The sequence below is a fragment of the Streptomyces hokutonensis genome (assembly GCF_000376565.1).
GTDB lineage: Bacteria > Actinomycetota > Actinomycetes > Streptomycetales > Streptomycetaceae > Streptomyces > Streptomyces hokutonensis.
This window is the reverse complement of the sequence record NZ_BARG01000093.1, coordinates 50,168-76,070: the sequence shown is the minus strand read 5'-3', so window position 1 is coordinate 76,070 and position 25,903 is coordinate 50,168. Positions and strand designations below refer to the sequence as shown.

20 protein-coding genes and 1 pseudogene are annotated in these 25,903 nt (G+C 71.3%); 11 read left to right on the top strand and 10 right to left on the bottom strand.

Going from position 1 to position 25,903, the window contains the following annotated elements; all coding sequences use genetic code 11:
- Positions 1-145 precede the first annotated feature (145 nt).
- Both SSP08S_RS46885 and SSP08S_RS63135 read right to left on the bottom strand, forming a co-directional pair.
- Entirely contained in the window at positions 146-2,815 is a 2,670-nt protein-coding gene (locus SSP08S_RS46885) for a lectin (protein WP_019074593.1), read from the bottom strand.
- Positions 2,808-3,653 carry a hypothetical protein gene (locus SSP08S_RS63135; protein ID WP_019074592.1) on the bottom strand — a complete coding sequence of 282 codons (846 nt, stop codon included), beginning with the start codon at positions 3,651-3,653 and terminating at the stop codon, positions 2,808-2,810. The genes SSP08S_RS46885 and SSP08S_RS63135 overlap by 8 nt, the downstream gene beginning before the upstream one ends.
- Before the next feature lie 547 nt (positions 3,654-4,200).
- Here SSP08S_RS63135 and SSP08S_RS46875 point away from each other — a divergent pair.
- Together SSP08S_RS46875 and SSP08S_RS46870 are read left to right on the top strand one after the other, a co-directional pair.
- Complete coding sequence (locus tag SSP08S_RS46875; RefSeq protein ID WP_019074591.1) at positions 4,201-5,778, top strand: hypothetical protein; 1,578 nt, start codon at positions 4,201-4,203, stop codon at positions 5,776-5,778.
- A gap of 275 nt (positions 5,779-6,053) precedes the next feature.
- Complete coding sequence (locus SSP08S_RS46870; protein WP_019074590.1) at positions 6,054-7,661, top strand: SDR family oxidoreductase; 1,608 nt, start codon at positions 6,054-6,056, stop codon at positions 7,659-7,661.
- Between the two features lie 76 nt (positions 7,662-7,737).
- On the opposite strand, the pseudogene SSP08S_RS63935 reads toward SSP08S_RS46870, so the two are convergent.
- A pseudogene (locus SSP08S_RS63935) lies at positions 7,738-8,201 on the bottom strand (amine oxidase); the annotation flags it as partial.
- 126 nt (positions 8,202-8,327) lie between these two features.
- Positions 8,328-11,114 carry an AAA family ATPase gene (locus SSP08S_RS46865; protein WP_019074589.1) on the bottom strand — a complete coding sequence of 929 codons (2,787 nt, stop codon included), beginning with the start codon at positions 11,112-11,114 and terminating at the stop codon, positions 8,328-8,330.
- 128 nt (positions 11,115-11,242) lie between these two features.
- On the opposite strand from SSP08S_RS46865, the gene SSP08S_RS46860 reads away from it, so the two are divergent.
- The 6 genes from SSP08S_RS46860 to SSP08S_RS46835 all read left to right on the top strand — a co-directional run bounded on the left by SSP08S_RS46860 (position 11,243) and on the right by SSP08S_RS46835 (position 18,763).
- A complete protein-coding gene (locus SSP08S_RS46860) occupies positions 11,243-13,831 on the top strand; it encodes a helix-turn-helix transcriptional regulator (RefSeq protein ID WP_019074588.1) in 2,589 nt (862 codons plus the stop codon).
- 21 nt (positions 13,832-13,852) lie between these two features.
- A complete protein-coding gene (locus tag SSP08S_RS46855; RefSeq protein ID WP_019074587.1) occupies positions 13,853-14,842 on the top strand; it encodes an alpha/beta hydrolase in 990 nt (329 codons plus the stop codon).
- A gap of 95 nt (positions 14,843-14,937) precedes the next feature.
- On the top strand, positions 14,938-15,903 hold the full coding sequence (locus tag SSP08S_RS46850) for a helix-turn-helix domain-containing protein (protein WP_019074586.1): 966 nt from the start codon (positions 14,938-14,940) through the stop codon (positions 15,901-15,903).
- The gene (locus tag SSP08S_RS46845) at positions 15,888-16,832 is read left to right on the top strand and encodes a helix-turn-helix domain-containing protein (RefSeq protein ID WP_019074585.1); all 945 of its coding nucleotides are present in this window, start codon (positions 15,888-15,890) and stop codon (positions 16,830-16,832) included. The genes SSP08S_RS46850 and SSP08S_RS46845 overlap by 16 nt, the downstream gene beginning before the upstream one ends.
- A gap of 219 nt (positions 16,833-17,051) precedes the next feature.
- Positions 17,052-18,023, top strand: coding sequence for an alpha/beta hydrolase (locus SSP08S_RS46840; RefSeq protein ID WP_019074584.1), 972 nt, complete (start codon positions 17,052-17,054; stop codon positions 18,021-18,023).
- A 23-nt stretch (positions 18,024-18,046) separates the two neighbouring features.
- A complete protein-coding gene (locus SSP08S_RS46835; protein ID WP_019074583.1) occupies positions 18,047-18,763 on the top strand; it encodes an alpha/beta fold hydrolase in 717 nt (238 codons plus the stop codon).
- Between the two features lie 364 nt (positions 18,764-19,127).
- Here SSP08S_RS46835 and SSP08S_RS46830 read toward each other — a convergent pair whose 3' ends face one another.
- From SSP08S_RS46830 to SSP08S_RS46800, 6 genes are all read right to left on the bottom strand, one after another.
- Positions 19,128-19,331, bottom strand: a complete 204-nt coding sequence (locus SSP08S_RS46830; protein WP_019074582.1) for a hypothetical protein — start codon at positions 19,329-19,331, stop codon at positions 19,128-19,130.
- Positions 19,332-19,367: 36 nt separating this feature from the next.
- Entirely contained in the window at positions 19,368-20,321 is a 954-nt protein-coding gene (locus SSP08S_RS57375) for an alpha/beta hydrolase (protein WP_019074581.1), read from the bottom strand.
- Between the two features lie 45 nt (positions 20,322-20,366).
- Positions 20,367-20,561, bottom strand: a complete 195-nt coding sequence (locus tag SSP08S_RS46820) for a hypothetical protein (protein ID WP_158697311.1) — start codon at positions 20,559-20,561, stop codon at positions 20,367-20,369.
- Between the two features lie 430 nt (positions 20,562-20,991).
- Positions 20,992-21,225, bottom strand: coding sequence for a hexameric tyrosine-coordinated heme protein (locus SSP08S_RS46810; protein WP_019074578.1), 234 nt, complete (start codon positions 21,223-21,225; stop codon positions 20,992-20,994).
- A 77-nt stretch (positions 21,226-21,302) separates the two neighbouring features.
- Positions 21,303-22,331, bottom strand: coding sequence for a nitronate monooxygenase (locus tag SSP08S_RS46805; protein ID WP_019074577.1), 1,029 nt, complete (start codon positions 22,329-22,331; stop codon positions 21,303-21,305).
- Between the two features lie 27 nt (positions 22,332-22,358).
- Entirely contained in the window at positions 22,359-23,546 is a 1,188-nt protein-coding gene (locus SSP08S_RS46800) for a YbfB/YjiJ family MFS transporter (protein ID WP_019074576.1), read from the bottom strand.
- 104 nt (positions 23,547-23,650) lie between these two features.
- Here SSP08S_RS46800 and SSP08S_RS46795 point away from each other — a divergent pair, with 104 nt between their 5' ends.
- From SSP08S_RS46795 to SSP08S_RS46785, 3 genes are all read left to right on the top strand, one after another.
- Entirely contained in the window at positions 23,651-24,532 is an 882-nt protein-coding gene (locus tag SSP08S_RS46795) for a LysR family transcriptional regulator (RefSeq protein WP_019074575.1), read from the top strand.
- A gap of 91 nt (positions 24,533-24,623) precedes the next feature.
- On the top strand, positions 24,624-25,439 hold the full coding sequence (locus tag SSP08S_RS46790; protein WP_019074574.1) for an MBL fold metallo-hydrolase: 816 nt from the start codon (positions 24,624-24,626) through the stop codon (positions 25,437-25,439).
- 47 nt (positions 25,440-25,486) lie between these two features.
- On the top strand, positions 25,487-25,891 hold the full coding sequence (locus SSP08S_RS46785) for a tautomerase family protein (protein WP_019074573.1): 405 nt from the start codon (positions 25,487-25,489) through the stop codon (positions 25,889-25,891).
- Positions 25,892-25,903 lie beyond the last annotated feature (12 nt).

Sequence of the window (25,903 nt, the reverse complement as noted above, 5' to 3'; positions counted from 1 at the left end):
GCGCCGGCCGGCGGCGGACAGCGAGACCCCCACGACCTGCGCGAGCTCTCCCGTGGTCAGCCCCGTCCAGCGGTGCGGGAGGTACGTATGCTTCCCTCACGCCACGTTGCTCAGCACTCCGAAGTCGGCACTTCTCCAGTGTTCGTCACGCGGACGTCGGAGGCGTCCAACGCTGGCCGGTGCTGCCGGTACAGGTGGCGATGGTCAACTGGGTCCTGTTCGTGGCGCCGTTGCTCGCATCGGTCAGGCACAGGCCGGAGACCGGGTTGACGATCTCGCCGGACGAGTTCGTCTGCCACTGCTCGGCCTGGGTGCCGTTGCAGGTGTGCAGTTGGACCTTCGTACCGGAGGCGGTCGCGCCGTCCGTCACGTCCATGCAGTCGTTGAGCACCTGGAGGGTGTCGTCCGGGGCGACCTTCCAGGTCTGCGCGGCGGTGCCGTTGCAGGTGTAGATCTGGATGGCGGTGCCGTTCGAGGTGCCCGAGCCCGCGTCGTCGACACACTTGCCGGTGGCGGTCTCGGTGAGCGGCCCGCTGGGCTGGGCCACTCCGGTGCCCGCGGTGCCGTCGTAGGACGGCGGTGCGGCCGAACTGGCCGCGGCCCAGGAGGTGTTGGCGGACGAGGAGAGAACGAAGTCCAGCTCCGCCGAGCCGCCGAGGTACGAGGCCGGTACGTACGCCTTGTTCCAGGAGCTGCCGTTGAGGCTCAGCGACTGGACGTACGGCGAACCGTCCGCCGCCGCCGGGGCGTTGACCGTGAGCGTGTGTCCGCCTGCCGTGACGACCGCGGAGGTGAACATCGGGCTGCCGAGGGCCAGGTCGGCGGTGCCCGGGATCTCCGGGTAGAGGCCCAGGGCCGACCACACGTACCAGGCGCTCATCTCGCCGAGGTCGTCGTTGCCGGGCAGACCGCCTGCGGTGTTGGTCCACAACTGGTCCTGGACCGCCCGCACGGTGGACTGGGTCTTGTACGGCTCGCCCACCCAGTCGTACTCCCAGGGCAGCCCGATACTCGGCTCGTTGCCCATGTTGGACTGGGTGCCGATGACGCTGCCCAGGCCCTGGAAGCCGCCGAGCACGCTGTCCAGGTACGACGCCAGGGACGAGGGGCCGCCCTCCAGGGACGCCAGCCTGGCGAGGTTGAAGGGGATCATCGGCGTGTAGGTGAAGGCGTCGCCCTCGGCGAAGTCGTTGCTCGACGTGCCGGTGATCAGCTTGGCGTTGAAGCCGTCCATCCAGCGGCCGTTGGAGTGCCGGGGCTGGATGTAGCCGGAGGAGGAGTTGTAGATGTTCTCCCAGTCCTGCGCCCGGTCCTGGAACCTTTCCTGCGTCGCGGTGTCGCCAAGGGCGCCCGCGAACACCGACAGCGCGAAGTCGTCCGTGTCGTACTCGAGTTGGGTCGAGGTGGTGGCGTACTCGTGGCAGCAGCCGTAGAGCGAGTTGGTGGGCAGGTAGCCGAAGGAGTCCAGGTAGGTCACGCCGGGGGTGACGTCGGTGTCGGTCGTCTGTTCCTCGACCATGGCGGACAGGGCCGTCGACGTGTCGAAGTCGCGGGCGCCGAAGGCGAAGTAGGCGGCGAGCAACGGTACGGCGGAGTCGCCCACCATGATGTGTGTCTCGCCGGTCTCCATGCCCCACTTGGTGAGCGTGCCGCCCTGCTGGTAGTCGTCGACGACCGACTGCGCCATGTCGGAGGCGGCCGACGGGTCGAGCAGCGCGGTGAGTTGGGCCTGCGAGCGATAGGTGTCCCAGGTGGAGAAGTCGGCGTATTTCGCCGAGTGCCCACTGCCCACCGTGTGCACCGCTTGGTCGAAGCCGCGGTAGGAGCCGTCGGCGTCGCTGATGACGGCGGGGAAGAGCGAGGCGTGGTAGAGCGCGGTGTAGAAGACGTCCTGCTTGTCGGACGTTCCGCCGGTGACGGCGATCTTCGACAGCTCGGTGCTCCATGCCGAAGATGCCGCCGACTTGACGGCGGCGAAGGTCTTCCCGGTCACTTCGGCGTCCCGGTTGGCCGAGGCCTCCGCCACTGAGGTGTAGGAGATACCGACCCGGGCCTCCACGGTTCTGCTGCTCGTGGTGTCGAAGGTCAGGTACTCGCCGCCGGTGAAGGCGCCGGTGGCGGTGAAGGGGTGGTCGAAGGTGATCGCGTAGTGGAGCGTGATCGGGGTGGTGTCCTCGCAGAAACCGGTGCTGGTGATCGACCCTGTCACGGTGTTTCCGCCGCTCAGGACGAGCGATGAGGAGGTGTACGGCGTCTGTGTGTCCTGGACCTTGAGGAGCAGGCTCGCCCGGGTGGAGGACGGGAAGGTGAACTGGCCGATGCCGGCGTGCGTGCTGGTGGTCAGCGCGACGCTGGTGCTGTTGCCCAGGCTGACGGCGTAGGAGCCGGGCGAGGCCGTCTCGTCGGAGTGCGAGAACGACTCCGTAGTGGACGCCGGGTCCGAGCCGAGCGAGCCGACCACGGGCAGGATCGGCAGGTCCCCGGCCGCGTCGCAGCCGACGCCGGAGACATGGGTGAGGCTGAAGCCCGAGACGGCCGAGTCGGAGTAGTTGTAGCCGCCGCCCTTCGGACGTGACGTGGTGTCGGGAGACCACTGGAGCATGCCGTGCGGCACGTCGGCGCCGGGGAAGGTGTTCCCGGCGCTGAAGTCGCCGTTGCCACCGGTGCCGATGTAGGGGTTGACCCGTGACACGGGATCGGTCCCGGTTGCCGCCCGTGCCGTACCGGCCGGCTGGCCGGACACGGCGAGCGCCAGCGTCACGGCCCCGACGGCCAGGACCCGCAGCAGCGCGCGAGGGCGCAGGGCGTCAGCCACGGGTGAGCACCTCGCCGAGCGCACCGTCGGCCGGGGCCGTGATCCAGTCACTGGAGATGTACGAGGCTCCGTCCGAGGCGAGTTGGGCGACCTGCGCCCGGGGATGGGCCGGCGACGGGGCGGAGGAACTGAGCGCGGGCGGGACGTCGTAGGCATCGGTGACGGCCGTCGGACAGTGGTTGGTGTCGTACCACTCGGTGCTGCCGTCACCGGCCCCGGCGGCCGCGTCCGCGCCGACCACCACGGACCAGGGGCGCAGCGGGGTGACGCTGCGGCGGGTGCGCGGGGCGACGGCCTGGGCGCCGCGGACGACCGCCGCCCGGCTGATGTTCCCCTCGGCGGCGAGGTCCTTGCGGTGCTGGGCGTGGACGACGTCCGACCACGAGGAGGCTGGCCCGACCGCCTGCTCGAAGGTCCCGGGCATGGTCTCCACAGTCGCGCGGCCCGCGAGCGGGCCGTAGTTCGCCCGGTTGTTCGCCTTGGCGGCGGTGTCGAGCTCCGGGTACCGCATGCCGTCGCTCTTGGCGGACGGTTCGGCAGGCGTGCGGAGGAGGCCGCCGAGGTGCGCCTTGACGTAGCCGTCGAACTCGGCCGGCCCGCTGAACACGTTGTGCCAGGTGTCGAGTTCGGTCGGAGGGGTTCCCCTGTCCAAGGCCTTGGCCAGCTGGGTGTACGTGGACTTGTCGTCGTACGTGGTGTGGATGCCGGTCCCGGACACGCTCGGCGGTGTCCGCCCGTTGACCTCGTCGGCGTGCGCGGCGGGCAACGCCACCGCACCGAGCGAGGGGGCCGGGACGGACAGGAGCGCAACCCTCGGTCCTCGATGGAGCATGCCCATGCCAGATCCTTCCGTGCACTGCCCGGTGGTCGCGCAGAGCCTAGACAAGGCAGATGTCCACCCGCTACGCCCGGGTAACAAGTTGTCGTCGCTGCAACGCCGTACGAGCCGTGGTGCGGAACAGACCTCACGCTCTTCGCCCCGCCTCGTCGAAACGGTGGGGCGAACACCACGCAGGCGCGGGCGGGTTGCGGAGTGATCGGGCCGCTGCGCCGAGCGCCGCCGCCGTACTGGGGCCTCCGCGCCCAGGACCGAACGCCGCACGCCCGGGCAGCCCGCGCCTGCCCATGTCCTCGCACCGGGGAGGCACTTGACCTGTACGAAAGCGGGGAGGGTGAGGCCGTGCGCGTAGATCGACACCTGTTGCAACTCGCCAAGTTCCTTGCCTCACTGTCCTGTTGGTGACCGTTGCGGCACAACTCGTAAACGTTCCAAGGCCGTTGTCAGTGGTTGCCGGTACGTTTTGCAGGCGTCGCGGGCCGCAAGGCCGCGCCACGCACAGCTCGACCGGTCACCCCGGTACGCCCCGAACGACGTAGGGACACGCATGGAACCCGCATTCGCCGACTTCTCCACCAACCCGGCCCAGCTCTCGAACGCGGTCGTCACCCACCACCGCTGCGGCATCGCTTCCTCACACCTCGCGCTGGGTGCCGGCGGTCACATCAAGGTGGACTTCACCGTCGACGGGCGGGAGGAGAACGACGAGGCCGTCGTCACGGTGACCGTTCTCGGTACGAGCGCTCCGATGGACGTCCTGCTCAACGGCAAGGCCCTCGCGGAGCAGTTGGCGATTCCGGCGGACGGGACGCACAGCGACCCGCAGGACATCGTCCTCAGTGCGCCGGGGGAACTCCTGGCCACCGGCGCCAACGTTCTCGAGGTCCGCAGCCCGGAGGGCTCGGACACACTGCTGCGGCTGCGCGCCGTCACCGTGGTCCCCGCACTCGAACGTGACGCGGCGGAGCGCGCCAGGGCGGCCCGGGCGGCCAACCGGTCCGTCATCGCCTTCAGTACCGAGGTCCGTGCCCCCGGCGCCACCGCCTGGCAGACCGCGCCCCGACTGCTCGTCCACATCGACATGGGCGAGCGGGCCATGCCCGCACACCTCGCGTGGCGCGGGGCGGACGGCTCGGAGGCGGCGATCGGGCTGCGCGCGGACCAGACCGCTTTCCTGGGACACCGCAGGACCGCCGACGGCACGGTCACCGAGTACCGCGGCTCGCTCGCCGACCGCTGGACCTACCCCGAGGGCACGACCGCGGCCCGGCTGCACCGGTTCTCCACCGAGGAGGGGCATGGCGGCACCTGGTCCCCCTCCGGCGAGCTGCGGTTGCTGCTCGACGACGGAGGGGCGCCCGTGGAGCGCGTGTCCTGGACCGACCGGCGAGGCACCACCGCCTCGATCGTTCTGAGCTCCGCCGACAGTCCCGACGTGCGGAAACCCACCGGTGAACTGCGGGACATCACACGTACGGTGGTCGGCATCGAAGCGAGCGACGAGTTCGACGCGGCGGGCGAGATCGCGGAGAACCTGCTCAGCAAGTCCCGGAGCAAATGGCTGGGAGACGGCGACTCCGCCGTGCTGGACTTCACCCTTGCGCACCCTGCCGCCGTCACCGCCTACCGACTGACCTCGGCGAACGACGCCCCCGAGCGGGATCCGGAGGAGTGGGAACTCCAGGGATCGCACGACGGCGGCCACTGGACGACCGTGGACTCCCGCACCCGCGAACACTTCAGGCAGCGATACGAGACGAAGGAGTACTCCGTCGTCTCCCCCGCGTCCTACGCCCACTACCGTCTGAACATCACCGACAACCACGGCTCCGAGCAGACCCAGCTTTCCCGGATCCAGTTCCTGACCGCCGAGTCCGCCGCCGGACCGGCGCAGGGCGCCGCCGACTTCACCGGCTACCGCGCCCCGGTCGGGGGCGACCCCGCCGGATACCGCGGTACGACCGTGCCCGGCCCCTGGTCAGACGCCCCCGGCGGGCAAGAAGGCCAGCAAGCAGGGCAAGCCCTGCCGAAGCTTCTCGCCGGCGACCTGGGCGAGACGGCCCGCGGCCTGGACGACGCCGCCCGGCTCATCGGCAAGCTGGCGGCATACCTGCAGAATTCCTGAAGCGCCGGCGGTGTGTCATCGCGGCGTCGACGGACAGTCAGAGCTGGTCCGGGTCAGCCCGTTCACGCCGCGAGGCCGTCCCCGGTCGCACGGAAAGCCACTCGCGGATACCGCGTGCAGGGCCGTGGCCGAGGGGCGGCACAACCGGACGGCGCAGGCTTCATCGGCCCGTCGGGGCGCGACGCCCCGACGCCCCGACGGGCACGGTCACTCCGTTGCGGAGATGATCGGACGACGAGGCGACAGCGTCGAAGCAAGCGCGTGGAGGCGGAACAGTGAGCGCGGACGGCCAGCGGAACGCGACCGACGCCGCCGAGGGACACGGCGGCCGCGGGCCCGAACGACTGCACTGCCTGGTCACCGGAGCGTCCGGCTACATCGGCGGACGCCTGGTACCGGAGCTGCTGAAGGCCGGCCACCGGGTACGCTGTCTGGCCCGTTCACCGGAAAGACTCCGAGACCATCCCTGGACCGGCGACGCCGAGACGGTTCGCGGGGACGTCATGGACCCCGAGTCGGTCGCCGCAGCCATGCGCGGCATCGACGTCGCCTACTACCTGGTGCACGCCCTGGGATCCGGCGCCGGGTTCGAGGACACCGATCGCCGCGCCGCGCACGTCTTCGCCGAGCAGGCACGGGCCGCCGGTGTACGGCGGATCGTCTATCTCGGCGGACTCACCCCGAAGGGCGTGCCCGAAAGATCCCTGTCCCCCCACTTGCGTTCCCGGGCAGAGGTGGGACGGATCTTCCTGGAGTCGCAGGTGCCGGCCACCGTACTGCGGGCAGCGGTCGTCATCGGATCCGGATCGGCGTCCTTCGAGATGCTGCGCTACCTGACCGAGCGACTGCCGGTCATGGTCACCCCGAGCTGGGTGCACACCCGCACCCAGCCCATCGGGGTGCGGGACGTGCTGCGCTACCTCGTCGGGTCCGCGACCATGCCGGACGACGTCAACCGGACGTTCGACATCGGCGGGCCGGACGTCCTCACCTACCGCGAGATGATGCGACGCTACGCCCTCGTCGCCGGACTTCGCCCGCGGCTCATCGTGCCCGTTCCGATCCTGACGCCCAGGCTGTCCAGCCACTGGGTCGGTCTCGTCACGCCCGTGCCCGCCTCCATCGCCCGACCCCTCACGGAGTCCCTGCGCCACGAGGTCATCTGCCACGAGCACGACATCGCCCGATACCTGCCCGACCAGCCGGGCCAACCACTGCCCTTCGACCAGGCGCTCGCCCTGGCGGTCCAGCGCGTACGGGAGGCCCAGGTCGTCACCCGCTGGTCGTCGGCCTCCGTGCCGGGGGCTCCCAGTGACCCTCTGCCCACGGACCCGGACTGGGCGGGCGGCAGCCTCTACGAGGACGACCGGCAAGCGTCGGTCGACGCGTCGGAGCAGGCGTTGTGGAGAGTGATCGAGGGCATCGGCGGCGACAACGGCTGGTACTCCTTCCCGCCGGCCTGGGCGGTCCGGGGCTGGATGGACCGGTTCGTCGGCGGGGTCGGCCTGCGCCGCGGCCGGCGTGACGCCCAGCTCCTTCGGGTCGGCGACTCGCTGGACTTCTGGCGGGTCGAGGAGATCGAGCGCGGACGGCTCCTGCGGCTGCGGGCGGAGATGCGGCTGCCGGGCCTGGCCTGGCTGGAGATGTACTGCGAGACGGATACCGAGGGCCGCACCCGTTACCGTCAGCGCGCCCTCTTCCACCCCCGCGGTCTGCTCGGCCACGTCTACTGGTGGTCCGTCGCGCCCTTCCACGCAGTCGTCTTCGGCGGCATGGCCCGCAACATCACCCGAGCCGCCGCCAAGAACACCGAAGGGACCGGGCGTGCCCGTCGCCCCCTCCGGCTCCGAGGCCACCGCAGCCGACCAAGATCCCACCGCTAGCGCACGCATCCCCGTCGCACCGGCAAGAACGACACCGTCACCAGCGTGTCCGTGCTGTCCACTTCGAATGCGCCCCTCACACTCCCTGCTCCTTCCGCCGACCGCCTGCCGACGTGGCCGGGCCACCCGCCTGATCGTTCAGCACTTCCCGGGCGGCCGACGCCCGTGCGCCCTGCACCGAACCTGTCACCCGGCGGTCCCCGCACACGTACCCGCCCGGTCCGGAACGAGTCGTACGGCTGAGCGGCCAGGGCGACAGCATCGCGGGCACAGCCCCTCCACCGTGTGGAGACCGACCCGCTGCCAGCTGCCCGTATCGGTGCCGTACAGCTCGGCCGGGCGCCGAAGCACGGCATCACCGGCACCGGGCACGTCCACGCCGAGTACGCGGTTGGAAACCAGCACGGTGCCCGTGGCGCGTAAGTGGGCGCGACCTCGTTGAGCACACAGGTGTTCAGCACCACCCCCACCGTCGACGACCAGCGTCGGTTCCGCCGCCGGCGCCCTGTGGGCCGCGTCGTAGTACGTGGAGACCGTACGGCCCTCCGCCCTTCGCAGGCCGGCGCGGCACCCAGGTCCGAATGGGCCGCGCCGAACCCAGCGCGGCCGAACGCGATCAGCTGTCGCTCGCGGGTACTCCCGGCCTCAGGGGTCCGGCGCCCGACGTCACTCCGGCCGCCGGACGCGGTCGAGGACGTCGCGCAGTTGGGCACGGCCGGTGATGCCGAGCTTGGGGAAGATCTTGTGCAGGTGGAAGCCGATGGTGCGGTGGGAGAGGTAGAGCCGAGTACCGATGTCCCGGTTCGTCAGGCCTTCCGCTGCCAGTTCGGCGATCTGCAACTCCTGCGGCGTCAGGTCGGCGAGGACATCGTGAACGGCGGGAGGTGCCACGGCGACGCCCGCCGCGCGGAGTTCCGCGGCGGTGCGCTCGGCCCAGGGGCGTGCGTCCAGTCGTTCGAAGATGTCGAGGGCCGTGCCGAGGAGAGGGCGTGCTTCGGCGGCGCGGCGGCGGCGCCGTAGCCACTCGGCGAAGTCGAGGTGGGCGAGGGCGTGTTCGAAGGGCCAGCGGGCGCCGGCCGGATCGCCGATCGCCGCACGGAAACGGGACTCCGCGTCGTCGGAATCGCTCAGCAGCGCCGAGGCGCGGTGCACGATCGCGGCCAGACGGACGGAGCGATGGTGCTCCAGGGTCCGCTCGGCGGCGTGCAGCACGGCGCGGGCGTCGTCCGCCCGTCCGGCCCGGACGGCCGCAGCCGCGAGATCGGCGAGGCAGTAGAGGGACGCGTGGTAGTGGACCGGTGCCGGGCGGTCGTCCCGGGTGAAGGCGCGGCGGAGTTGGCCGTACGCCGTCTCGTGGTCGCCCTCCGCCAGGGCCGCCAGGGCGAGCGCGTGACGGTGACGCACGTACAGGCTGCGGGACTTGCGCAGGTCCCGGCCGCGGACTGCGTCGTCCACCTGCGCCCGCGCGCCCGCGTGGTCCCCGCGACAGGCGCGCAGGGTGGCCTGGAGGAGCGGCGATCCCACCATGACGTTGTCCGCGCCCGCCTCCGTCGCCGTCCAGAGGGCCTCCTCGGCGGCGGCCTGCGCCGCGCTCCAGGCTCCGCTCTCGAAGTGCGCCAGGGCCAGGGCCTGCGCGACGGTGCAGTTGGCCCCGGCCGTGGCGGTCCGGCGCAGTTGGTCCATGGCCTGGTCGAGCAGGCGTACGGCCTCGTCGGTCTCGTCCAGGATCCAGGCCGCGCCGCCCAGTGAGACGAGGCCGGTCAGGGAGCCGTCCGGCAGGGTGTCCACGGCGTGATGCAGGACCTTCAGGGTCTGCTGCCGGTCCGTGAACGGCCGGCCGGCCGCCTGCGGCCAGACGCGGTCGGTCTCGTCCGGCTGCCGCGGGATGAGGCCGTTGATCCGCTGGATGTCGTGCCGGTAGCGGGGGTCACCCGAGTTGTACGCCGGGGTCGCCGCGGTACCCAGGGCACTCAGGGCCAGGGCCGGTGCGGGGGCGGCCATGGATTCGGCGACGGGGAGCAGGAAGGCCAGCGAGTCGTCGTGCCGCAGGGTGACAGCCAGGGACCAGCCGGCCCGCAGGGAGGCCTCGGCGAGGAGCTGGGGGTCGTCCGTGAGGCCGTCGACGCGGCCCGCGATCTCCCCCACCCACTGCGGGTGCCCCGCGTACATGGCGGAGGTGGCCGCGGCGAGCAGGCGGCGGGCGCGTTCCTGCGGATCGGGGGTGAGTTCGGCTGCGCGTTCGAGGGCGGTCGCCGCAGCCGCGTGGCCACCTCGGTGCTGGAGGCGTTCCGCGCTCTCGGCCAGGGCACGGGCGACGTCTTCCTCCGGGCCGAGCGCGGCGCCGGCGAGGTGCCAGGCACGGCGGTCGGGTTCGTGCGCGAGGGCGGCGGCGAGGGTGAGGTGGGCCTCGCGGCGTTCGGCGAAGGAGGCGGCCTGGTGCACGGCGGAGCGGACCAAGGGGTGGCGGAACCTTGCCCGGCCGCCGTCGACGCGCACCAGCCCCGCCTGCTCGGCGGGTTCCCAGACTTCGGGTCCGCCCGCATCCGGTACGTCCGAGAGCTGTTCGGTGCCCGCGGCCGCCACCAGGAGCAGCGCTCGTCGGGTCGCGGAGGGCAGCGTGGGCAGGTCGGCGGCAAACAGACGTTCAAGGCGGGCGGTGAGCGGCAGCGAACCGAACGGGCCGAGGTCACTGCCGCGCGGGTCCCTGGCGAAGGCCCGCGCGAGTTCGATGAGGGCGAGCGGGTTCCCGGCCGCCTGATCGAGGATCTGTGCCCGGACCCGGCCCCGCGGCGGCTGCGGCTGCCGGTCCAGCAGGAGCCCGGCCGCCGCCCGGTCCAGCGGACCGGCGGTCAGATGCGGGAAGTCACGGTCGAAGCGCACCGGCACCGCTTCGTCGCGGGCCGCGAGCAGCAGGGCGGCGGGTTCCTCGTCGAGCCGTCGCGCGACGAAGGCGAGCACGTCCAGCGAGCCGACGTCCAGCCACTGGGCGTCGTCGACGACGATCAGCAGCGGACGCTCGGCCGCCGTGTCCGAGACCAGCGTCAGCACCGCGGTTCTGATCAACAGCGGTTCGGGGGACGGTGATCCGTCGGCCCGATCCATGCCGAACGCGTGGCGCAGGGCGTCGCGCTGACGCGCGGGAAGCCGGTCGACGCCGCCGATCACAGGACGCAACAGCTGATGCACCCCGGCGAAGCCGAGGTCCTGCTCCCCTTCGCAGCCCCGCACCCGCAGCACGCGTCGGCCGCGGTCGGCGGCCTGCGTGGCGGCCCGGTCGACCAGCGTGCTCTTCCCCGCCCCCGGCCCACCGGTCAGCACCAGCACCTTGGGGCCGTCGCCGTCCACCGCGTCGACCAGCCGCGTGATCCGTGACATCTCGCGATCCCTGCCGAGGATCGCCGGCCCGTGTTCCTGCCCGGCACCGAAGTCACCGACGTCCCTCAAGCTCCGCATCTCCCCACCGCTCACGTCCCATCCTGCCAGGCCCCCGTGCATGACTGGTCATATGACAGAAGCGCTGCTCGTCGCACCCCTGACAGCATCCGGTCTCCGGGCGGAGCACAGTGATCGGGAGTACAGCGGTGGGTGGGGAAGCGGACGTCGACCAAATCCTGCGGGACGTGGACGGGCCGCGGTCCCTGCTGGTGCTGGGTGACACCGGCACCGGCAAGACCCGGCTGCTCCGAATCGCCCGCAAGCAGGCCCAGGAGCGCGGGACCCGTGTCCTGTCGGCGCGTGCCTGCGCCTCGGAGACGCGGCAGCCCTACGCCTGTCTGCACCAGCTTCTCCTGCCCGTGCGGGACGAGCTCGACGTCCTGCCGGCCCCCCAACAGCGTGCGCTGCGCGCCCTGTTCGCACCGACGCCGGACGACGTGCCGCCGGACGGAATGGTCCTGCCCACCGCGGTCCTGACCCTGCTGACCCGCCTCGCGCGGACCGGTCCCCTCCTGCTGACCGTCGACGACCTCCAGGACTGCGACCGCGCCTCCCTGACCGTGCTGTCCTTCGTGGCACGACGACTCACCGACACGTCCGTCACCGTGCTGTTCTCGGCACACGGCCAGGCTGCCCCTCCAGACGTCCCCTCGGACCTAGCCGTACTGTCCCTCGGTCCCCTGTCCCCGCGGGCGGCGGCCCGGCTGCTGGACGCACAGCCCGGTGCGCCCACCGGACGGGCCAGGCTGGAGCTGCTCCGGCAGGCGGAGGGCAATCCGCTGGCCATCATCGAGCTCAGCCGTGCCGGGGAGCGGACCCGGGTCATCCAGCAGACGTTCGCGGCGCGGCTGGACGCGCTGCCGGAAGAAACACGGCGCGCCCTGCTGTACGCGGCGGCAGCCCTGCCGAAGGAGCAACTCGGCACGGTCATGGCCGCGTTGGGCTGCGACGACCTGAGGGTGTGGGCTCCCGCGGAGGCGGCGGGGCTGATCACCATCGCCGAGGGAAGACTGGACTTCTGCAACCCGCTGACGCGTACGGCGACCTACCACCGGCAGCCCGCGCAACTGCGCCGACGGGCCCACCGGGATCTGGCCGCCGTGTCCGCCCACGGCCCGTCGCACCTGGCCGCGGCCACCGTCGGTCCGGACGAGTCCGTCGCCGCGGCCCTGGAAGCCGCTTCCGTCCGGGGTGACCGCTTCACCGCGGCCCGCGCACTGGAGCGGGCCGCGCTCCTCAGCCCCCTCGACCACGACCGCGCCCGCCGTCTCACCGCGGCGCTAACCGCCGCGAGCGACGTCGGAGACCCGGCATGGGTGCGCGAGCTGTACACGGCACAGGGCCAGGCGAACCGGGACCCGGAGATGGTGAGTGTCGCGGCCTGCGCCATGGCTGAGGCACTGTCGTTGCTGACGTTTCAGCGAGAGGCGTTCGACCTCCTGCTGGAGGTGGCGCGGCAGACGCCGGACAGCGACGGCACGACGGCCTTCGCCCTGGCGGCCGTGGCGACGGGCATCGCCCGCCAGTCCGGACTCCCGGAACACTGGGCGCAGTTGGGATCCTTCCTCGGCCGGGTGCCCGAGGACGGCGGGCAGCACACCGACGTCCTCGCCTCTCTGACGGCGCTCGCCTCGACCACGCCCGGTCTGGGCCGGCCGGCCAGGCTGCTCACGGCCGCCTCGCTCGCCCGCCACACCGACGAGTCGGACCTGTGCGCGGAGCAGTTCCGGCAGGCGGGCGAGCGCCTGCGCGCGCAAGGTGCGCTGGGCCCGCTCGCCTGGACCCTCGCGGCCGAGGTGGAGACGCTCCTCGGTCTCGGACGCTGGGCCGAGGCCGAGTCCCTGATCGAGGAGGGACTCTCGTACGCAGCCGTCCACCGGTGGACCCGCGTCGAGATGGACCTCGAAGCCCTGGGTACGACCCTGCGCGCGCTGCGCGGCGACAGTGTGCCGGGCACCCGGTTCACCGGCCCGAACTGGCGCTCCGTCAGCCTCCACGAGAACCGCGCCACGCATGCCCGGATGCTGCGGGCCTGCGGTCTGACGGCCATGGTCCTCGGGGACGGGGAGGGCTCCTTCCGGCACCTGCGGACGCTGTTCACCGACGCCGGCGATCCCCTCGACCCCTTCCTCTCGCCCCGCTGCATCGCCGAACTTGCCGCCGCCGCCCATCGCACGGGCCGGCAACGGGAAGCGGCGCACGTCCTGGCACGGGTCCGGCGCAGCCAGGGCGCCCGGCCGACGACCCGGATGACGCTGCTCATGCACCACGCGGCGGCACTGGTCGACGCCGACGCGGACCCCGAGCACCACTTCCAGCTGGCCGTGGTCAATCCGGAGGCGGCCCGCTGGCCCCTGGAACGGGCCCAAGCCCGCCTGGACTACGCGATCTGGCTGCGCCGACGCAGGAGGCCGCTGGAAGCCCGCGCCCAGCTGACCGTCGTACTGGAAGCGGCCACCCGGCTCGGCACCCGGCACCTCGCCGAGTCGGCCCGCGGCGAGCTGCGCGCGAGCGGGGTGGCCGAGGCTCCCGCATCGACGGATCCACTGGTCGAACTGACCGCCCAGCAACGGCAGATCGTACGGCTGGCCGCGGACGGCCTGTCCAACCGCGAGATCGGAGAACAGCTGTTCCTCTCGCCGCGTACCGTGGGTTCGCACCTCTACAACGTCTATCCCAAACTCGGCATCAGCAGCCGCCACCAACTGCGCGATCTCCTCGTGTGCGAGAAGTGACGGGCGAGAGGCGGCCATCGCATGGAACCGGACGGACGGCATCCCTCCTTCCTGACGCTCGATCCGCTGGTGCAGCGCCTGGTCGAGGCGTCCTCGGCACCGCCCTTTCTGCACGAGTTGTCGCCGGCCGCCGGCCGACAGGCTCTGACGGAGTCCCAGGTCCACCGGGTGGAGGACTTCGCGGTGGACGCCTCCTTCCACGCGGCGCCCGTGGGACCGTCAGGCCTGGTGGGCTTCTGGATCTTCCGACCGCGCGGAGTACGGGGGCCGCTTCCCGTCCTCTTCTACGTCCACGGCGGCCGGTGGATGCTGGGAGACGCGCAGACCCACGCCCGGCTCATCAGCGAGTTCGTACTCGGCGCGGGAGTGGCCGCCGTGGTACCCGAGTACAGCCGCGCCCCCGAGGCCCGCTACCCCGTGGCCGTCGAGGAGTGCTACGCCCTCATGGAGTGGGCGGTCCGCCACGCGGCCGAACTGCAGCTGGACGCCGACCGGCTGGCGGTGGCCGGGGACTGCGCGGGCGCCACCCTGGCCATCGCGCTCACCATGCTGGTGAAGTCGCGCGGCGGCCCGCGGATCAGTGCCCAGCTGCTGTACTACCCGATCACCGACGCACACTGCGCCAGCGCCTCCCAACGGCAGTTCGCCGAGGGCTATCTGCTCACCCGGGAGGCCCTGCGCGGGTACTGGCGGCAGTACAGCGACGATCCCCGGGACCTGGCCCGGCCGACCGCTTCCCCGTCGCGCGCCGGCCCGGCCGAGCTGGCGGGGTTGCCGCCGGCCCTGCTGATCACGGCGGAGGCCGATGTGACGCGGGACGAGGGTGAGCAGTATGCGGACCGGCTGCGCCTGGCCGGGGTCGAGGTGACCTCGACCCGGTTCCTGGGCACGGTCCACGACTTCGTCTCGCTGGCCGCACTGCGTGACAGTCCGCCGACGCGCGCGGCCGTGCGGCAGGGCGTCGCCTTTCTGCGCGAACTGCTGCGTGGCGAGGACCAGTCGACCGACTGATGCGTCCGCCCCCGGCCGAAGGCAGGCTGACGGGTATGTCAGCCTTCTACGATTCCTTCACAGGGAACGACCCCACGACGAGGCGACGCGGCCAGGTGCTCTCCACGAGTTCCGTACCGGCCGGCGAAAGTCTGGAGTTCTGGCACGACGCCGTGCTCGCCACGTTGGTGGGGATGGACATCGCCACGGAGAGCGGGACGTACGACGCCACGATGCGTACGGACCGACTGGGCGAACTCCAGATCACCACGGTCGACTGCGATCCGGGAGAGGTCCACCGGGCCCCGCACTTCGTCGCCCGCGGCGACGGCGGTCAGGTGCTCGTCGCCGTGCAGAGCAGCGGCACCGCTCAGGTCGAACAGGACGGCCGTTACACGGAACTCCGTCCCGGTGACCTCGCGTTCTTCGAGACCGTCCGTCCGTTCCGCACGCGGTTTCCGCAGCGGTTCCAGCTGAAGATCTTCGCCGTGCCGCGGTGTCTCCTCGGCCAGCCGGAGGCGGCCCTGGGACGGATCACGGCGCGGGCCCTGCGTCCGGTGGGCGGGCTCGCCGCCCTGCTCTCACCGTTCATGTCGCGTCTCGCGGACACCTCCGAGTCCTACTCCGGACCGGTCGCCGAGCGGCTGGCCGAAAGCGCCGTGGGCCTGCTGGCCGCGACCGCGGCGCAACAACTGGGCGAGGAACCGGCCGAACTGCCCGGCGCCGACCGGGTGCTCCTGCTGCGCGTCCAGAGGTTCATCCGCTGGCACCTGGCGGAGCCTGGCCTCACACCCGCCGTCATCGCCCGGGCCCACGGCATCTCGGCGCGATATCTGCACCGGCTGTTCGAGCAGGAGGGCACGACCGTCGGCCGCTGGATTCGTCGGCTCCGGCTCCAGGAGTGCCGCAGGGAACTGACCGGCGCCGCGAGCATGGGCAGCGTCGCCCGGCGCTGGGGGTTCAGCGGCACCGCTCACTTCGCACGGGCTTTCCGCCGGGAGTACGGCGTCTCCCCCACCGACTGGCTGCGGGACGAGCGGGCCCGGCGCTTCGCTGAGGAGGACTGGTGCCGGGCAACTTGACCACCGTGGACGGGCTGTGGTCGTGGAAGCGGGCTCTGTCGACGGTCTACGGCGGTCTCGGCCTGGTCGCTCGTTCGGACCCGGAGTCCTGGCGGGGCTCCCTCCAGGTGCTGCGACTGGGCACGCTCCAGGTCGCGACCGAGGAGTCCGACGCCGTGCGGGTCGTCCGGACGCCTCGGGACGCCGCGGCCGACGGCCACGACCACGTGTTCGCCCGGCTGCAACTCGACGGCCGGGCCCGGCTGTTGCAGGACGGCCGCTCGGCAGACCTGTACCCCGGAGTCCTGGCCTTCTACGACGCGAGCCGGCCCTTCAGTCTCGTCCTGCCGGAGCATCAGCGAGCGCGGGTCCTGATGGTTCCGCGCCCGTTGCTGAGGCTGGGCGAGGCGGAGATACGCCGGGTCACCGCGAAGGTCATCGGCAACGCGCCCGAGGGGCCGGCCGCGTTCCTGCTCCCGCTCCTGTCCGGACTGGCGCAGGAGATCGGCGCGGTCGCACCGGCCGCCCGCGAGGAACTCGCCCGCGCCGTCGCCGACCTCCTCGCCACCTTGGCCGCGGACCGGCTGACCACCACGGAACCGCCCGGTGCGCAGGAGGCCACGCTGTTCGACCGGGTCAAGGCCACCATCGAGACCCGCCTCGGTGAGCCCGAACTCTCCCCCCAAGCCCTCGCCGACGCACATGGTGTCTCCCTGCGCTATCTGCACAAGCTCTTCCACGAGCACGACACCACGGTCGGCGGCTGGATACGCCGGCGCCGACTCGAGTCGTGCAGAGCCGAACTCGCCCGCCCATCGGCGGCCGACCGGACCATCGCCGCCGTGGCCGCCCGGTGGGGGTTCGTCAGCGCCACCCACTTCAGCCAGGCCTTCCGCAAGGCCTACGGCATGACCCCGGCGCAGTACCGCGGGCAACGGCCGGACGGCTGACGGGGTTTCGTCGACGTCCCGCGGACGCGAACCGCCCTGAATTCCGCGGCAGTTCGCGTCCGACAGCGCGTCGCGCCCCCCTCGGGTGCGCTGCCGGGTCAGTTCCTGTGCACTTCCGGACCGGCACCGGTGCGCTGACGCGCAATGTCCGCCGATCCGGCGGTTCTAACGTCCTGACCGAGGTCCCCACAGATCTCATCCGAAACCGAGGAGAAGCACATGTCCGACGCCGTCGAACCGGTCCAGCCGGTGCTGGAGCCGGCGGCAGCCGCCTTCGCGGAGGCGACCGCCAACCCGCCCTACCTCTTCGACCTGACGCCCGCCGAGGGCCGCAAGGCGGTCGACGAGGTGCAGTCCGGCGAGATCGCGAAGCCCGCCGTCGACGAGGAGTGGATCACCGTCCCCGGCGGCCCGACGGGCAGCGTCCGGGCCCGGATCGTGAAGCCCGAGGGTGCCTCCGGGCCCCTGCCGGTGATCGTCTACATCCACGGCGCGGGCTGGGTCTTCGGCAACGCCCACACCCACGACCGACTGGTGCGCGAACTCGCCGTCGGCGCCGGTGCCGCCGTCGTCTTCCCTGAATACGACCTCTCCCCCGAGGCCCGCTACCCGGTCGCCATCGAGCAGAACTACACCGTCGCCCGCTGGGTCGTTCAGGAAGGCGCCACCAAGGACCTCGACCCGACCCGCATCGCCGTGGTCGGTGACTCGGTGGGCGGCAACATGACCGCCGCGCTGACCCTGATGGCCAAGGAGCGGGGCGATGTCCCCCTGCTCCAGCAGGTGCTGTTCTACCCGGTCACCGACGCGAGCTTCGACACCGCCTCCTACCACCAGTTCGCGGAGGGCTATTTCCTGCGCCGCGACGGCATGCAGTGGTTCTGGGACCAGTACACGACCGACGAGACCGAACGCGCCCAGATCACCGCATCCCCGCTGCGCGCCACCACCGAGCAGCTCACCGGACTGCCCCCGGCCCTCGTCATCACCGGCGAGGCCGACGTCCTGCGCGACGAGGGCGAGGCCTACGCCAACAAGCTCCGCGAGGCCGGAGTACCCGTCACCGCGGTCCGCTTCCAGGGCATCATCCACGACTTCGTCATGCTCAACGCCCTGCGCGAGACCCACGCCGCCGAAGCCGCCATCACCCTGGCCGTCGACACCCTGCGCACCGCGCTCCACGGCCACTGAGACACCGGAAAGAGAGCTCCCCCATGTCCACCACTCCCACCGTCCTCCTCGTGCACGGTGCCTTCGCGGACGCCGGCAGCTGGTCCGGTGTCATCGCGGAGCTGCAAGGCCACGGCATCCCCGTACTCGCGCCCTCGAACCCGCTGCGCGGCCTGGCGTCGGACGCCGCGTACATCGCGTCCGTGGCGTCCCAGATCGACGGCCCGGTCGTCCTCGTCGGCCACTCCTACGGCGGTGCGCTGATCACCGTGGCCGGCACCACGGACAACGTCGTCGGTCTGGTCTACGTGGCGGCCTACGCCCTCGAAGAGGGCGAGAGTCTCGGCGAGTTGCAGGGGCGCTTCCCGCTCTCGCCGCTCGTCAGCAACCTCAAGCAGTGGACGTACCCAATCCCGGGAGGCGACCCCGGCGTCGAGGTCACCATCGCCGAGGACGCCTTCCCGTCGGTGTTCGCCGCCGACGTACCCGCGGACGTCACCAAGATCCTCGCGGCGGCCCAACGCCCCCTGGCCGCCGCGGCGTTCGAGGAGACCGCAGCCGCAGCCGCGTGGAAGACGAAGCCGGCCTGGGCGCTCGTCGCCGGGGCGGACGAGGCGATCAACCCCGAGGTCGAACGCTTCGGCGCGAAGCGGGCCGGGGCCACCGTCGTCGAACTCGAAGGCGCCTCGCACGCCGTGGCGGTCTCCCGGCCCAAGGAGGTCGCCGACCTGATCCGTGACGCGGTGCGCGCGACGAGCTGACCCGGCGCGGGACGGCGCGGCCGGACATCCGTACGGTGTCCGGCCGCGCCGATTCCCGAGTGAACAGCGGGGCCGACGCCGCGAGCAGCACTCCGGCGACGAGCTCGCGCTCCGAGCACCAAGTGGCCGCGAGGCTTGCCGGCTGCGGCCACGGGAACCGGCGAGCGTGCCGTCTTGAGTGACGGCTATGGGGAAGTTCAGGATGTGGCCCGCCTGCGCGGCCTCGGTGAGGACGTCTCCGGCGGCCCGGGGCCGGTGAGGACACAGGCCGTGAAGCAGAGTGTTGAGGGCGTACATGTCGGTGGTGAGACGGCGTGGAGCACGGCCTCAGCCTCATGAGTGCGTTCCTGGTCGTCGAGGAAGCTCACCAGCCGTTGCCGGGGCTGCCGGTCACCGCTGTCGGCACCGGCGCGCAGCAGCGGTTCGACCAGTTCGGGGGCGCCTGCACGGGCGAGTTCGGTGGGCCAACTCCACAGTGGCAGGCCCGGGTCAGGCGTTCTTCGGTGAGCGGTTGGAGGGTGTCGGCGTACTCGACGGCTTCGCCGGCGAGGGCGAGGGCGAGCTGCATAAGGGTGGTGCCCAGGTCCGCGAGGCCGGCGTACGGTCACCAATTCGTTTCGCGCAACCGCGAGTTGGCCGTCCTCAGCGCCGCCGTCGACGCCTCCTGCCATGCCCGCGCCGAGGCCAGCAGCCCGGTCATGGACGGGGACATATGGACATGCCCCTCCCCCAGGTACAGCTCTACGGGGACACCCGCGTCGCCCAGTCGCTGCGCGTACCACTCGCCATCACCGCGCAGTACGTCGTACTCGGCTACCGCGATGTACGCCGGGGGAAGCCCCGCAAAGTCAGCGGCCAGCAGAGGGGAGGCCATCGGGTCATCGGCTTTGCCGCTGTCTCCGAGGTAGAGCGCGCAGAACGTGCGTACGTCGGTCATCGACAGCGGCAGTTCGTCGCCCTCTTCCCTCGGGCGGCTGTGGGTCAGGTCCAGGACGGGCACCTCCAGGAGCTGATGGGCAATGTCGTCCCGCCCCTGGTCCCGCAGCAGGAGCGTCGCTCCGGCGGCGATGTTGGCGCCCGACGACTGGCCGCCGACGGTGATCGCACCCGGGAGGGCGCCGATCTCGGCGCTGTTGTCGTTGACCCAGTTGATGACCGATAGGACGTCCTGCACGGGTGCAGGAAAGGGGTTCTCGGGTGCTTTTCGGTAGTCGACGGACATCACGATGCAGTCCGCGTGCACGCTGCGGTGACGGCTGACGGCCTCGGAGTCCTTCGAGAAGGCGCTGTTGATCACCCACCCTCCACCGTGCAGGAAGATGTGGACCGGATGGGGTCCGGCGGTGGCCGGCCGGTACAGGATCGCTCGCACGCTCTCGCCGGCCGAGTCGATGTTCAGGACCCGGCGCTCGGCGACGCTCGGACCAGGACGGCCGAACGTGTCGAACGCGTCGTCGTTGTTCTGGTTCATCTGCGCCCGGAAAAGCTCCGGGTCTTCAATGACCTTCGGAGGATGACCGAAGGGCAGAAGCGGCTGCAGGGCAGGGTCGATCGGCATGGGTGTCCTTGAGGATGCGGGGAGGGGCGGCGGCGAGGACGGGCGTCAGCGGACGCGCCGTACCGGCAGGATCGCGAGGCCACCGAGGATGGCGACAGCGCCGCCGGCGGCGAACAGTGTCGAGTAGGACCCGCCGCCCAGGAGGAGGATGAACGGAGTGTCCGCGGGAGGGAGGGCGTCGGCGAGCGTGCTGGACATGACGCTGGTGAGGATCGTGGTGATCGACAGCACCAGACTCACGAGGAAGCCGTAGCCGATCACGAAGAGGAGACGGCCGGGGCAGACCCACGCGAAGTCCGGGTGCCGGGCGAGGGTGACCCAGGCGGGGTACCGATCAGGTTCGCGGCGACGCTGTACAGCACGAACGCGACGATGAACGACTTCCCTACCGGGGGACGCGCAATGTCGGACGGCGTAATAAGCAACTCGGCAAGCGGCCCGGGCGAGATGAGGGACGCAGTCATGTCGTGCCAGTCTTCGTAAGGAGGCTCCTTTGTCCCGGCGGCTGTCGGTGGACGGTGCGGCTTGCGGCGACTGTAGGCTCGCCGATCTTTAAGAACCAACGATTGGTTGTGATGGCGTCCATCGCTGGATCAGAACCTTCGCGGTTCGCCCTGCCCTGGCGGCCTGCAGCCTCAGCACGCATGCGGCGCGGACCTTCGGCGCTCGGTCAGCGCCAGTAGTTTCTCGCTGCCGCGATCGCCGCGAACTCCACTGCGACCACATGGGCGATGGAGATCAGCGAGTCCGCGTCCCGCGCGTACTCGGGGCGCAGTTGCTGGCGCACCGCGCCGTCGGGCTGCGTGGCCTTGATGGCCAACCGGGCCATCTTGAGGGCGAGTTCGCGTCCCTCCCGCGGAGAAGCGGTGATCAGGGTGTTGCCGGGGACCAGTTCGGTGGCCATGTCATACCTCCGTGGTGTTGACGGTTCTCTGGATCAGCTGACGCCAGGGACGGTGCTCAGTGCGCCTGTCGCAGAACTCACAGCTGGTCAGCGAGGTGCGCGAAGGTGTCGGCGATGGATTCGGCCTTCGCCTGGCGGTGCCCGGTTCCGGCCCACAGGTGGATCAGCCGTGTGTCGGCGGCTGCGGTGGCGGCCTTGCGGAGTGGGCTGGTGAGGTGGTGGAGGGCCGGGTAGCCGGCCGGGGCGAGCGCGTCGTACCGGTCGGTGAAGTGGTTGCGCAGGGCACGCGCAGGTCGCCCGATGAAGGCACGGGTGACGACGGTGGTGTCGAAGGCAGGGTCGGCCAGAGCCGCCTTGTGCGGTGCGGACGCGCCGCTCTCGTGCGTGCGCAGCAGGACGGTGCCGACCATGGCGGCTTGGGCACCCGCGCCGAGCGCGCCAGCCACGTCGGTGGCGGTGGTGATCCCGCCGGTGGCGATGAGGGGCAGGGCGACGGCGCTGCGCACTCCGGCGATCAGGTCGGGCAACGAGACCTGTACGGGAGGCCGTTCGGGGGTGAGCGTGGCCGAGTGCCTGCCGGCGGCGGGTGCCTGGACGATGAGGGCGTCGACCCCGGCGTCAGCCGCTCGACGTGCCTCGTCGGCCGAGGTGACGCACTGCAGAACGGTGCTCCCGGCCCTGCGCAGGGCGCTGACGACCGCGCGGTCCGGGATGCCGAAGGTGAAGGACACCCAGGGGACGGGAGAGGAGGTGAGCAGGTCGATCTTGTCCGTCCGGTGGTCGTCGTCCTCGATCGGCTCCTCTGGCAGCGTGAGGCCGTAGCGGTCGGCCTCCCCCTGTACCTCCCTCGCGTAACGCGCGTACGCCTCCCGGGAGGCGGGGAGCGGGTTGGGCACGAACAGGTTGACGCCGAACGAGACGCCTTCCGCGCGGGTGGTGTGGACCTGCCCGGCGAGTGCCTGTGCGGTCTTGTACCCACCGGCCAGGAATCCCAGGCCGCCCGCCCGGGCGGCGGCGGTGACCAGCTCGGGCGTGCTCGGTCCTCCGGCCATCGGCGCCGCGATGAGGGGAAGGTCTGCTCCGAGGTCGGAGAGCAGTGTGCTCATGGCAACTCCTCCTGAAAGGTACGAGCGTCAGGCCGCCGGGGCCACGGGACCGAGGTGGTGCGGGAAGCGGACGCAGACGGCGGCGGCCGCGACCGCGGAGACGACGACCAGCGCGCTGCCCAGCAGGAGCGCCTGGTGGTAGCCGTGCCGGAGCAGCGGGGCGGCGAGCAGCGGACCGAGGATCTGGCCGATGCTGTATCCGGCTGTCAACAGGGCCACAGCCCGCGGCACTTGAAGGTGCGCGCCGATGGACAGGGCGATGGTGCTGACGCCCATGAAGGTGGCGCCGAACAGCACGGCGGACACGAGTGCGGGCGTGGCACCGCCCAGCAGCGCCGGCAGGGCGATGCCGATGGCCTGGATGGTCAGCGAGGTGAGCAGCAGGGCCGGCCTGGACCAGCGGCCGGCCAGCCGGGTCCACAGCGCGCACGAGGGCAGTGCGGCGAGGCCGACCACGATCCAGGCTCCGGAGCCGAGACGGCCCGGGACGCCCTGCTGGATCGCGGCGACGAGGAAGGTGCCGGCGATGATGTAGCCGATGCCCTCGAAGGTGTAGCTGGTGAGCAGGGCGAGGAACCAGCGGTGGGTGCGGGGCCGTTCAGTCTGCGCGGTCGCATCGGAACTCGCGGATTCCGGGGGTGGGGCCAGGGGCCAGGCGACTGCGGCGAGCAGGGCGGCGAGGGCGGCGCAGGTCCACCAGGCCGCCTGCCAGGTGGACGCGGCCTGCACGACTACGACGAGCAGGCCGGACAGGGCGATTCCGGCACCGACTCCGCCGAAGGCCCAGCCGACCAGGTGGTGGGCGTGCTCGCGGAGGCCGGTGAGCATCGCACTGACGGCGATGACGAAGATCAACGCGCTGGCGGCACCGGCTACGAGACGCAGCAGGAACCAGACGGTGCCGTCGTTGCTGACCGGCATGAGCGCCAGCGTCGCCACCAGCACGACGTAGGAACCACGCAATGCTGCGGCCGACCGCACGACGGCGGGTACGGCGATACCGGCCAGGGCGCCTGCGAGGTAGCCGATGAAGTTCGCCGTGGCCAGGTCGGCCCCGAGTGCTGAGGAGAGGCCGGCCTGGGTGTGCATGAGGGGAAGGATCGGGGTGTAGACGAACCTGCCGATCCCCTGTCCCGCGGCGAGCGCTGCCGCCGCCTGGGCGACGATCGTCCAGGGCGACCGCGCTCGCGGACGGGGCGGGGCTGATGACTGCACGATCCTGTGCGCCTTCCTGGTGGCGTTCGATGGTCGTCTCCGACGCTAGGCAGCCCGCGTATCGCTGTGAAATGCCGGTTAAGGTGCCTCTATGCACGGCAGGCATGGATGCCGGGAAGGGCGCCAAGAGCATGGAAGTCGAACTACGCCACCTGCGGGCCTTCGCGTCCGTTGCCCGCCATCGCTCGTTCTCCCGTGCCGCCGAGGAACTGCTGATCACGCAGCCGGCGCTGAGTCGTACGGTCGCGCAGCTGGAGGGCAATCTGAGTGTCCGCCTGCTCGACCGGTCCTCGCGGCACGTCGAACTGACCGACACCGGCGCCGAGTTCCTCCTGCACGCCGAGCGGGTCCTCGCAACCCTCGACGAGGCTCTCGCCGTCGTCAGCCACCGCATCACCCTGCGGCTCGGATTCAGCTGGCTGCTGCCCGACCCCTGGACACAGCAGACCGTCAGCCTCTTCGAAGAGACCACGGGAGCGACCGTCGCCCTGACCCGGACCGACGACCCCCTTCAGGCGCTGCGCCAGCGCACCCTCGACATCGCGGTGATACGGGGCGAGTTCGACACGCCACGAGGGGCGCGCGCTGTGCACCTGTTCGACGAGCCGCGCATCGCCGTATGCTCCGAGCACTCCGACCTGACGCGTTTCGACCATCTGGACTGGACCGACGTCCAGCACTGGACCCTGGTCGTCAACACGGTCAGCGGTACGACCGGCCCCTGGTCGTGGCCGGTGGACCAGCGCCCGGAACGGATCATCGAAACGGCCAACTACGACGAATGGCTGGAGACGGTGGCCGCCAACCGCGGCATCGGCGTCGTCCCCGAGGTCGCGCAGCGCCGTTCCCCGCACCCCGCTCTGCGCTTCGTTCCCCTCGCCGATGCGCCCGCGAGCCCGGTCAGTCTCGTCTACTTTCCCGATGCCCAGCGAACGCTGATCCGCCGGTTCCTGGAGGCAGCGGTACCGGCAGCCACCCGGCAGTGACCGGGCCCCGAGCCGTATCTATGCCTGACACACATGGATGGGCCGCCACAGGCATTTCCCGCAGAAGTGGAAAGTCCCTAGCGTCGAGGGCATGAGCGAAACCCGCAGCGCGACTCTGCCCCGACAGGAATCCGCGATCACCGTCCTGGGCGGCCCCACGGCCGTGATCGATCTCGGCGGACTGCGCATCGTCAGCGATCCGACCTTCGACGACGCCGGCCCGCACGGGTACCTCACCAAGACGGCGGACACTGCCGTCGACGAGGACGGCGTGGGACCGGTCGACCTCGTTCTGGTCAGCCACGACACGCATCCGGACAACCTCGACGAGCGCGGCCGCGCGTTCGCGAAGGCCGCCCCGCTGGTCCTCACCGGTCCCCTGGCCGCCGGGCGACTGGGTTCGCCGGCCGTCGGCCTCGCACCGTGGACCAGTCACTCCGTACCCCGTGCGGACGGCGGCGGAGACCTGAGCGTACTGGCGGTCCCCGCGGTGCACGGTCCCGAGGACGGCGAGCGCGACGCCGACGGGAACGTCAACTGCGAGGTCATCGGGTTCGTGCTGTCCGGCCAGGGACTTCCCACCGTGTATGTGAGTGGCGACAACGCCTCGATCCGCACGGTCGCGGAGATCTCCCGCCGAGTCCCCGACATCGACGCTGCCGTCCTGCACGTGGGAGCGGCTCGCGTCCCGGCGAAGTTCGAGGGCCGCCCCCTCTCACTGGACAGCCACGCCGCCGCTGCCGCAGCAGCCGTCCTGGGCGCGGACACCGTCGTCCCGGCCCACTACGACGCCTGGGCCCACTTCACCGAGGGACTGCCGGAGATCGAGCTGGCCTTCCACGAGGCCGGCCTGTCCTCCGTACTGCGGGTCGCGGCCCACGGGACATGGGTGCGGCTGCCCCGCTGACCTCCAACACCCCCACACACCGGCAACAGACGAGCAAGGAACGACGCATGCCATTCGTACGCATCGATCTCATTCGCGGACGTCGTCCCGAGGAGGTGAGGGCGATCGCCGACGCGACGCACCGGGCGCTCGTGGACGTGCTGGACATCCCCGAGCGGGACAGGTTCCAGGTCATCACCGAACACGACGCGGATCACGTCATCGCCCTCGACGCCGGCCTCGGCTTCGAACGGACCGACCGCGTGGTCATGCTCCAGATCTTCACCCAGTCCGGGCGCACCACCGAAGTCAAGCAACGCCTCTTCCACAGCATCGCCGAACGGCTGGAACCCCTCGGCATCAGCGGTGCGGACGTGTTCATCGGCATCGTCGAAAACGGACCTCAGGACTGGTCGTTCGGCTTCGGTCGCGCCCAGTACACCGAGGGCGACCTGGCCGTGCCCGGCCGCTGACGCCGTCCATCT

Coding starts and splice junctions, on each gene's coding strand:
- SSP08S_RS46835 (WP_019074583.1), top strand. CDS start 18,047: ATGTCCACCACTCCCACCGTCCTCCTCGTGCACGGTGCCTTCGCGGAC.
- SSP08S_RS46865 (WP_019074589.1), bottom strand. CDS start 11,114: ATGCGGAGCTTGAGGGACGTCGGTGACTTCGGTGCCGGGCAGGAACAC.
- SSP08S_RS46785 (WP_019074573.1), top strand. CDS start 25,487: ATGCCATTCGTACGCATCGATCTCATTCGCGGACGTCGTCCCGAGGAG.
- SSP08S_RS46855 (WP_019074587.1), top strand. CDS start 13,853: ATGGAACCGGACGGACGGCATCCCTCCTTCCTGACGCTCGATCCGCTG.
- SSP08S_RS46790 (WP_019074574.1), top strand. CDS start 24,624: ATGAGCGAAACCCGCAGCGCGACTCTGCCCCGACAGGAATCCGCGATC.
- SSP08S_RS46795 (WP_019074575.1), top strand. CDS start 23,651: ATGGATGCCGGGAAGGGCGCCAAGAGCATGGAAGTCGAACTACGCCAC.
- SSP08S_RS46810 (WP_019074578.1), bottom strand. CDS start 21,225: ATGGCCACCGAACTGGTCCCCGGCAACACCCTGATCACCGCTTCTCCG.
- SSP08S_RS46805 (WP_019074577.1), bottom strand. CDS start 22,331: ATGAGCACACTGCTCTCCGACCTCGGAGCAGACCTTCCCCTCATCGCG.
- SSP08S_RS46840 (WP_019074584.1), top strand. CDS start 17,052: ATGTCCGACGCCGTCGAACCGGTCCAGCCGGTGCTGGAGCCGGCGGCA.
- SSP08S_RS57375 (WP_019074581.1), bottom strand. CDS start 20,321: ATGCCGATCGACCCTGCCCTGCAGCCGCTTCTGCCCTTCGGTCATCCT.
- SSP08S_RS46875 (WP_019074591.1), top strand. CDS start 4,201: ATGGAACCCGCATTCGCCGACTTCTCCACCAACCCGGCCCAGCTCTCG.
- SSP08S_RS46830 (WP_019074582.1), bottom strand. CDS start 19,331: ATGCAGCTCGCCCTCGCCCTCGCCGGCGAAGCCGTCGAGTACGCCGAC.
- SSP08S_RS63135 (WP_019074592.1), bottom strand. CDS start 3,653: ATGGGCATGCTCCATCGAGGACCGAGGGTTGCGCTCCTGTCCGTCCCG.